The 8,751-nt window shown below is 70.6% G+C and carries 6 protein-coding genes; 3 read left to right on the top strand and 3 right to left on the bottom strand.

Going from position 1 to position 8,751, the window contains the following annotated elements; genetic code table 11:
* The coding region (locus ABDW35_RS25800) for a YihY/virulence factor BrkB family protein (protein WP_343716726.1) at window positions 1–442 on the bottom strand (442 nt) is incomplete at its 3' end.
* Between the two features lie 134 nt (window positions 443–576).
* Between ABDW35_RS25800 and ABDW35_RS25795 the strand changes: the two genes are divergently transcribed.
* The 3 genes from ABDW35_RS25795 to ABDW35_RS25785 all read left to right on the top strand — a co-directional run bounded on the left by ABDW35_RS25795 (window position 577) and on the right by ABDW35_RS25785 (window position 6,133).
* Window positions 577–2,904 (top strand): molybdopterin guanine dinucleotide-containing S/N-oxide reductase, encoded by a 2,328-nt coding sequence (locus ABDW35_RS25795; protein WP_343716725.1) that lies wholly within the window; start codon window positions 577–579, stop codon window positions 2,902–2,904.
* 283 nt (window positions 2,905–3,187) lie between these two features.
* On the top strand, window positions 3,188–4,498 hold the full coding sequence (locus tag ABDW35_RS25790) for a PLP-dependent transferase (protein WP_343716724.1): 1,311 nt from the start codon (window positions 3,188–3,190) through the stop codon (window positions 4,496–4,498).
* 231 nt (window positions 4,499–4,729) lie between these two features.
* Window positions 4,730–6,133, top strand: coding sequence for a M20 family metallopeptidase (locus tag ABDW35_RS25785; RefSeq protein WP_343716723.1), 1,404 nt, complete (start codon window positions 4,730–4,732; stop codon window positions 6,131–6,133).
* A gap of 233 nt (window positions 6,134–6,366) precedes the next feature.
* On the opposite strand, the gene ABDW35_RS25780 is transcribed toward ABDW35_RS25785, so the two are convergent.
* Both ABDW35_RS25780 and zwf read right to left on the bottom strand, forming a co-directional pair.
* Complete coding sequence (locus ABDW35_RS25780; RefSeq protein ID WP_343716722.1) at window positions 6,367–7,200, bottom strand: HAD family hydrolase; 834 nt, start codon at window positions 7,198–7,200, stop codon at window positions 6,367–6,369.
* Window positions 7,197–8,732 (bottom strand): glucose-6-phosphate dehydrogenase, encoded by a 1,536-nt coding sequence (gene zwf, locus ABDW35_RS25775; RefSeq protein WP_343716721.1) that lies wholly within the window; start codon window positions 8,730–8,732, stop codon window positions 7,197–7,199. Before zwf ends, ABDW35_RS25780 begins: the two co-directional genes overlap by 4 nt.
* Window positions 8,733–8,751 lie beyond the last annotated feature (19 nt).

The following is an 8,751-nucleotide window of genomic DNA, read 5'->3' as shown; positions in this document are numbered from 1 at the left end:
CCATGTTGAGGCGGACGAAGCCGCGCCGCTCCTCCTCGTCATAGGCGACGTTGAGGGCGTCGAACATCGCCTTCACCCCGGCATTGGCGCTCCACAGCGAGACGGCGAGGCCGGCGAAGAAGGCGATGCCCAGGCTCTTCGGCGGCTGGCTGGCGATGCGCTGCATCTGCCCGGCGATGAGGTCGAGGCTGCCGGCCGGCAGGATCACGGCGAGGTCCTCGATGTTCTGCTGCACGGTCGAGACGTCGGCGATCAGGCCGTACAGCGAGACGAAGACGCCGATCGCGGGGAACAGCGCCAGCAGGGTGTAGTAGGCGACGCCGGCCGCCAGCGCGAACACCCGATCCTCGCCGATCTCGCCCCACACCCGCCACAGCACGATGCCGCCGCGCCGCGCCCTGCGCTTCCACCGCCGGTCCGTCGTCTTCGTCTCCGCCGTCATGGCGATTCGGCGCCTCCATCCGTCCCCGGCGACCATATGTGTTGACGGCCATGACGGAAATCCGGTTGACGCCACGAATTCGGCTGCGACCATCTGGGGCCCGCCGTGACCGTGATCGACCAGGGAGTCCTGCCGTGCCCCGTCTGAGCCCATCCTCCAGCCACTACGGCGCCGTCATGGCGGTCGTCGAGGGCGACAAGATGGTCGGCATCCAGCCCTATGCCAGCGACATCGACCCGTCGCCGATCATCAACTCGTTGCCCGGCATGGTGCATGGCAACCTGCGCGTTTCGCAGCCGATGGTCCGGGCCGGCTGGCTGGCCAAGCGCCACCACAGCGACGGCAGCCGCCGCGGCGCCGACGCCTTCGTGCCGGTGTCGTGGGAGACGGCGCTGGAGCTGGTGGCGGGCGAGCTGGAGCGAGTGCGGACCGAGCACGGGCCCGAGGCGATCTATGGCGGCAGCTATGGCTGGGGCAGCGCCGGCCGGCTGCACAACGCGCCGACCCTGCTGCGCCGCATGCTGGGCTACACCGGCGGCTTCACCGCCTCGGTCAACAACTACAGCTTCGGCGCGGCGCTGCCGCTGATCCCGCACATCATCGGCGACTTCAACCGCGTGCTGGTCGAGACCACCGACTGGCGCAGCATCGCCAGCGACGGCCGGCTGGTGGTGGCCTTCGGCGGCATGCCGCCGCGCAACAGCCAGATCGCCTCGGGCGGCACCGGCAAGCACCAGCAGCGCGACTGGAACCGCCGCAGCCGCGAGGCCGGGGTGAAGTTCGTCTATATCGGCCCGGTGCGCGACGACATGGCGGCGGAGGCGGATGCCGAATGGCTGGCGCCGCGGCCGAACACCGACACCGCGATCATGCTCGGCCTGGCCCACACGCTGGTGGCCGAAGGGCTGTACGATCGCGGCTTCGTCGACCGCTACACCAGCGGCTTCGACCGCTTCCTGCCCTATCTCATGGGCCAGTCCGACGGCACGCCGAAGGATGCCGACTGGGCAGCCAACATCTCCGGCCTGTCCGCCGCCACCATCCGCGACCTGGCCCGGCGCATGGCGTCGCAGCGCACCATGATCAGCCTCAGCTGGTCGCTGCAGCGCGGCGACCATGGCGAGCAGCCCTACTGGATGGGCACGGTGCTGGCGGCGATGCTGGGCCAGATCGGCCTGCCCGGCGGCGGCATCGGCTACGGCTACGGCGCCGAGGCCAATGTCGGCTCGGCCAGCGACGGCCGCAGCCGCAGCCGCATCATCCCGGGCCCGAACCCCACCGGCCGCTACATCCCCGTCGCCCGCATCTCCGACCTGCTGCTGCGGCCGGGCGAGACCGACGACTACAACGGCCACCGCATCACCTATCCCGACATCAAGCTGGTCTACTGGGCCGGCGGCAACCCGTTCCACCATCACCAGGACCTGAACCGCCTGCTGCGCGCCTGGGCGAAGCCGGAGACGGTGATCGTGCAGGAGCCGTGGTGGACCCCGGTGGCCCGCCGCGCTGACATCGTGCTGCCGGCCACCACCAGCTTCGAGCGCAACGACATCGGCGGCGCCGCGCGCGACCCCTACATCCTGGCCATGCCGCAGGCGATCCCGCCGGTCGGCCAGGCGCGCAGCGACTTCGACATCCTGGCCGAGCTGTCGGACCGGGCCGGCGAGCGTCTCGCCTTCACCGAAGGCCGCGACGAGATGGGCTGGGTCCAGCACTTCTACGAGAACGACCGCCGCACCGCCGAGGAGGCGGGGATCGAGCTGCCGGGCTTCCAGGAGTTCTGGGAGATCGGCCATGTCGAGCTGCCGCTGTCGGAGAAGCCGAAGATCCTGCTGCAGGCCTTCCGCGCCGACCCGGTGGCCAACAAGCTGCCGACGCCGAGCGGCCGGATCGAGATCTTCTCCGACCGCATCGCCGGCTTCGGCTATGACGACTGCCCGGGCCACCCGATGTGGCTGGAGCCGGCGGAGTGGCTCGGCTCGGCGGAGACGGAGCGCTTCCCGTTGCACCTGATCTCGAACCAGCCGAAGACCCGGCTGCACAGCCAGCTCGACCCCGGCGTCACCAGCCGCAGCGAGAAGGTGGCCGACCGCGAGCCGGTGTGGATCCACCCCACCGACGCCGCCGCCCGCGGCATCCAGGACGGCGACGTGGTGCGGTTGTTCAACGACCGCGGCGCCTGCCTGGCCGGGGCGCTGGTCACGGACAAGGTGATGCAGGGCGTGATCCAACTGGCCACCGGCGCCTGGTACGACCCGGAGGTGCCGGGCGAGGTCGGGGCCATGTGCAAGCACGGCAACCCGAACGTCCTGACCCGCGACAAGGGCACCTCGCGCCTCGGCCAGGGCGCCAGCGCCCACACCTGCCTGGTCGAGATCGTGAAGCACGAAGGCCCGGTGCCGCGCGTCACCGCCTTTGACCCGCCGGTGATCCTGGACCCGAAGGCCGAGGCGGCGGAGTAGGGGGTAGGCCCTTCCCATTGTCATCGCCGGGCTGTCGCGAAGGGCGGTCCGGCCTGCGCGTTCCCCTCTGCTGTCATCGCCGGGCTAGACCCGGCGATCCAGGGGCCGCCCAGAGCGGCTTCGACATCTCTGGATGCCCGGGTCAAGCCCAGGCATGACAATTTATCAATCAGTTGTTGTTGTATATTGCAAACAACATAATTAGTTGATAATTTGTAGTTGAGCCTCTCGGGCTTCGTGTTAATCTCCTTGGAACGCCGCCATCGCATCGAGGGAGAATCCCATGTCCGAACCGGCGCTGCGCCCTGAAACCCTGGCCCTCCATGCCGGCTGGCGGGCCGATCCGGCGACCGGCGCCGTGGCGGTGCCGATCTACCAATCCACCTCCTTCCAGTTCCAGGACACCGAGCATGCGCGGCGCCTGTTCGCGCTGGAGGAGCTGGGCAACATCTACAGCCGCATCGGCAACCCGACCGTCGACGTGCTGGAGCAGCGGATCGCGGCGCTGGAAGGCGGAGCCGCGGCGCTGGCCGTCGCCTCCGGCCAGGCGGCCTCGGCCTTCTCGGTGCAGAACCTGGCCCGGGCCGGCGACAACATCGTCAGCTCGACCGACCTCTATGGCGGCACCTGGAACCTGTTCGCCAACCGGCTCAGCGAGCAGGGCATCGAGGTCCGCTTCGTCGATCCGGCCGACCCGGAGAATTTCCGCCGCGCCATCGACGACCGCACCCGCGCCTTCTACGCCGAGAGCCTGCCCAACCCGAAGCTGACGGTGTTCCCGATCGCCGAGGTCGCCGCCATCGGGCGTGAATTCGGCATCCCGCTGATCGTCGACAACACCGCGGCGCCCGTGCTGCTGCGGCCGCTCGAGCACGGCGCGGCGATCATCGTGTACTCGACCACCAAATACATCGGCGGCCACGGCACCTCGATCGGCGGGCTGATCGTCGATGGCGGCAATTTCGACTGGGCGGCGCACCCGGCGCGGCAGCCGGCGCTGAACACGCCGGATCCCAGCTATCACGGCGCGGTGTGGGTCGAGGCGACGAAGCCGCTCGGCCCGGTCGCCTATATCGTCAAGGCGCGGACCACGCTGCAGCGCGACCTCGGCGCCTCGCTGTCGCCGTTCAACGCCTTCCAGATCCTGCAGGGGCTGGAGACGCTGCCGCTGCGGATCGAGCGGCATTCCCACAACGCCAGCGCTGTCGCCGCCTTCCTGGCCCAGCGCAAGGACGTCACCCGCGTCATCCATCCCTCGCTGCAGACCGGCGCGGCGCGCGAACGGGCGGAGAGATACCTGAAGGGCGGCTATGGCGGCCTGGTCGGCTTCGAGCTGGCCGGCGGTGCCGCGGCCGGGCGGCGCTTCATCGACGGGCTGAAGCTGCTGTACCACGTCGCCAATATCGGCGATGCGCGCAGCCTGGCGATCCACCCGGCTTCGACCACCCATTCGCAGCTGACGGCCGAGGAGCAGCGGGCCAGCGGCGTGACCGACGGCTATGTCCGCCTGTCGGTCGGGATCGAGCATATCGACGACATCCTGGCGGACATCGAGCGCGGTCTGGCGGCGGCGCGGCTGGCGGAAGCCGCGTAGCTTGGAGTGCTGCGGACAGGCCTGAGCCACCCCCTCACCCGAAACCGCTGCGCGGTTTCGACCTCTCCCCAAGGAGAGGTTAATCACCCCTCTCCTTGGGGAGAGGGAGGGGCCCGCCGCGTTGGCGGCGGGAGGGTGAGGGGGAGCGACACAGGGGCTTGGCGATCCGCCGCCCATTTGCGACCGTTGCAGCGCCGGGCCCCGACCGCCCGGCCTTCAGCGGAGGCAGGGATGACACGGGACGCGGCGATCGCCGGGGCGGCGCGCTATTTCGACCAGGGCGGCTTCCGGGCCGATCTCGACCGCCGCATTGGCATCCGCACCGAGAGCCAGGCGGCCGACCGCGCGCCGCTGCTCGATTATCTGCGGCGCGAGATCGGGCCGAGCCTCGCCCGGCTCGGCTTCGACCTGCATCTCGTCGCCAACCCGGCCGCGCCCGATGCTCCGGCGCTGATCGCCCGGCGGCAGGAGGGCGACGGCCTGCCCGGCGTGCTGTGCTACGGCCATGGCGACGTCGTGCTGGGCGCGCCGGAGCGCTGGCGGGCCGGGCTGGACCCGTGGCGGATCACGGTCGAGGGTGACCGCTGGTACGGCCGCGGCACCGCCGACAACAAGGGCCAGCATTCGATCAACATCGCCGCCATCGAGCAGGTGCTGCAGGCGCGCGGCGGCCGCCTCGGCTTCAACATGGCCTTCCTGGTCGAGACCAGTGAGGAGATCGGCTCGCCCGGTCTGGACGAGATCTGCGCCGCCAACCGTGGCCTGCTGGCCGCCGACGTGCTGATCGCGTCCGACGGGCCGCGGCTGGATGCCGGCCGGCCGATGATCGCGCTCGGCACCCGTGGCGTGATCAATTTCGACCTGCGCCTGACCCTGCGCGAGGGCAGCCATCATTCCGGCAACTGGGGCGGGCTGCTGCCCAACCCTGCCACCATCCTGGCCAACGCCGTCGCGGCGCTGGTCGATGCCCGCGGCGCTATCCGCGTGCCCGGGCTGCGGCCGGCGCCGATGCCGGAGTCGGTGCGCCGCGCCCTGGCCGATGTCGCCATCGCCCGCGACGCCGAGGGCGCGCCTTTGGCCGAGGGCTGGGGCGAGCCGGGGCTGAGCCCGGCCGAGCGGGTGTTCGGCTGGAACGCGCTGGAGGTGCTGGCCTTCACCGCCGGCACGCCGGACGCGCCGCAGAACGCGATCCCGCCTTCCGCGCGGGTGCATTGCCAGCTGCGCTTCGTCGTCGGCACCGACGTTTCCGACCTGCCCGGCACGGTCGGCGCCTATCTCGAATCCCAGGGCTTTCGCGGCATCGAGGTCACGGAGTCCGGCACGCCCATGCTGGCGACGCGGCTGGACCCGGACGATGCGTGGGCGCGCTGGGCCGCCGGCTCGATCGCCGCCACCACCGGCGCCGCGCCGATGGTGCTCCCGAATGTCGGCGGGTCGCTGCCGAACGAGGTCTTCGCCGGCACGCTTGGCCTGGCCACGGTCTGGGTGCCGCACTCCTATGGCGGCTGCCGCCAGCACGGCCCCGACGAACACCTCCTGGCCCCGCTGGCCCGCGAAGGGCTGCAGATGATGACGGGGCTGTTCTGGGATCTGGGGGAGAGCGGCGCTGCCGTGGCGCGGCAGCGCCGGGCATAGACAGGCTGCGGATGTGAGAGCGCGTTGCCTCTCCTGCTTGCGAGACTTTTTCAAAACACTCATCCCTCGCCGTCATTGCGAGGAGGCGAAGCCGACGAAGCAATCCATCGTCCCGCACGAGCGGCTGCATGGATTGCTTCGCTGCGCTCGCAATGACGGCGTTGGGAACTCTAAAAAGGTCTCGCAGACGGGAGAGGCAATCGGAATATGCCTCAGCGACCGTGCGCCGGCGCCTACGCCTTCGGCCCTCGCGGCAGCAGGAACCGGTCCACCGCCTGGGCGAAGCCCTCGGCGTCGTTGCCAGCGGTGACGAAATGCGCCAGCGCTTTCACCTCGTCGATGGCGTTGCCCATGGCGATCGACAGGCCGGCGGCCCGGAACATCGGCACGTCGTTGGCGGCGTCGCCGATCACCGCGACCTCGGCCGGGTCCACCCCCGCCGCCGCGGCGATGCGGCCGACCGCGTGGCCCTTGTCGGCCTCCGGGTGGTTGATGTCGAGGTAGTAGCGCTGGGACCGGGCGGCGATGGCGCTGCCGCCCAGCAGGCCGCGCAGCTCGGCCTCGCAGCGGGCCAACCCCTCGAAGTCGCCGGAGGCGCCGACGAGCTTGCCGGCGCGCGCCAGATAGGGGTCGAGATCGGCGACGATGGTCGGGTCGAACCCCACCGTGCGCCGCTCCAGCGGCACATATTCCCCGTCGGGATCGGTCGCGATCCACTGGTTGTCGGCGAACACCCAGGGGTCGGCGCCGAAGCGGCGCAGCGTCGCCAGCGCGGTCCGCGCCGCCGGCTCCGGCACCGTCAGCGCCGACACCACGCTCCCGTCCGGCCGGAAGATGGTGCCGCCGTTGAAGCCGCCCAGCGGCAGGGTCAGGCCCAGCTGCGCGATCAGCCCCGACAGGCCGCGCGGCGGCCGGCTGGAGACGATCGAGAAGCCGATCCCGGCCTCGCCCAGCCGGCGCACCGCCGCCACCGAGGCCGGGGTCACCACCTTGTCCGGATCGGCCAGCGTGCCGTCGACGTCGGAGATCAGCAGGGCGATGCGCCCGGCGGGGGTTGCGAGGGTCACGTCAGCGGCAGCCAGGCATAGCCGTCGCGGGCCAGCAGATCGTCGGCGCAGGCCGGGCCGTCGCTGCCGGCCGGGTACAGGTCCGGCGCGGTGTCCAGGCCGGCCCAGAGCTTCTGGATCGCCTGTACCTCGAACCAGCCGGCCTCGATGTTGTCGGCGCGCTGGAACAGCGTCGGGTCGCCGGTCATGCAGTCATAGATCAGCGTTTCGTACCCGGTCTGCGGCTCCGCCTTGAAGTGCTCGGAATAGCGGAAATCCATCTCGACCTGGCCGAGGCGCATCTCCCGCCCCGGCACCTTGGCGGCAAAACGCAGCGAGATGCCCTCGTCGGGCTGGATGGCGATCACCAGCAGGTTCGGCGTCGGGGCGTTGACCGCGTCGCGGAACAGCACCGCCGGCGCCTTCTTGAACTGGATCGCGATCTCGGTCCGCCGCACCGCCAGCGACTTGCCGGTGCGCAGGTAGAAGGGCACGCCGGACCAGCGCCAATTGTCGATCGCCAGCTTCATCGCGACATAAGTCTCGGTGCGGCTGTCCGGCGCCACATCCGGCTCCTGCCGGTAGGCCGCGCGCGGCTTGCCGAGGACGGTTCCCGCATCGTACTGGCCGCGCACCACCACCCTGGCCGCCTCCTCCGGCGTCAGGTCGCGCACCGCCTCGACCACCTTGGCCTTCTCGGTGCGCACGGCGTCGGCGTCGAAGGAGTTCGGCGCCTCCATCGCGGTCATGGCCAGCAGCTGGAACAGGTGGTTCGGCACCATGTCGCGCAGCGCCCCGGTGGCGTCGTAGAAGCGGCCGCGCCGCTCCACCCCCACCGTCTCGGCCGCGGTGATCTGCACGCACTCGATATGGTCGCGGTTCCAGATCGGCTCGAAGATGCCGTTGCCGAACCGGAAGGCCATGATGTTCTGGACCGTCTCTTTCCCGAGATAGTGATCGATCCTGTAGATCTGCTTCTCGGATGCGACGGCCAGCAACCTGGCGTTGAGGTCCTTCGCCGAGGCCAGGTCGGTGCCGAACGGCTTCTCCACCACCAGCCGGCGAAAGGCGGTGTCGCTCTCCTGCAGCAGGCCGGCGGAGGACAAGGCGGTGGCGATCGGGGCGAAGAAGCGAGGCGCCACGGCCAGGTAGAACACGGCGTTGGAACTGCCGGTGGCGCGCTGCCGCTGCTCCAGATGCGCCGCCAGTCCCTGATAGGTCGACGGGTCGGCGAAGTCGCCGGTCAGGTAGTGGATGTTGGCGGCCAGCTGGCCCCAGGCGGCCTCATCGATGCCACTCTGGGCGTCAGTGCCCAGCGTGTGCAGCGCCTCGCCCAGGGTCTTGCGGAAGCCCTCGTCGTTGTTCTCGACCCGGTCGACGCCGACGATCTCGAAGCCGGGATCCAGCAGCCCCTCGCGCTGCAGGTGATACAGGGCAGGGGTCAGCAGGCGGCCGGTCAGGTCGCCCGACGCGCCGAAGATGACGAAGGTGCAGGGCGGCGCCGGCGGGGTGCCCGCCGGCTTCGCGGGGGAGGGCGAGATCATCGCGGCCATGGTTCAGCCGCCCGCCGGC

This window comes from Inquilinus sp. (assembly GCF_039594555.1).
GTDB lineage: Bacteria > Pseudomonadota > Alphaproteobacteria > DSM-16000 > Inquilinaceae > Inquilinus.
The sequence above is the reverse complement of the archived record's forward strand: the minus strand, read 5'-3'. Positions and strand labels throughout refer to the sequence as shown.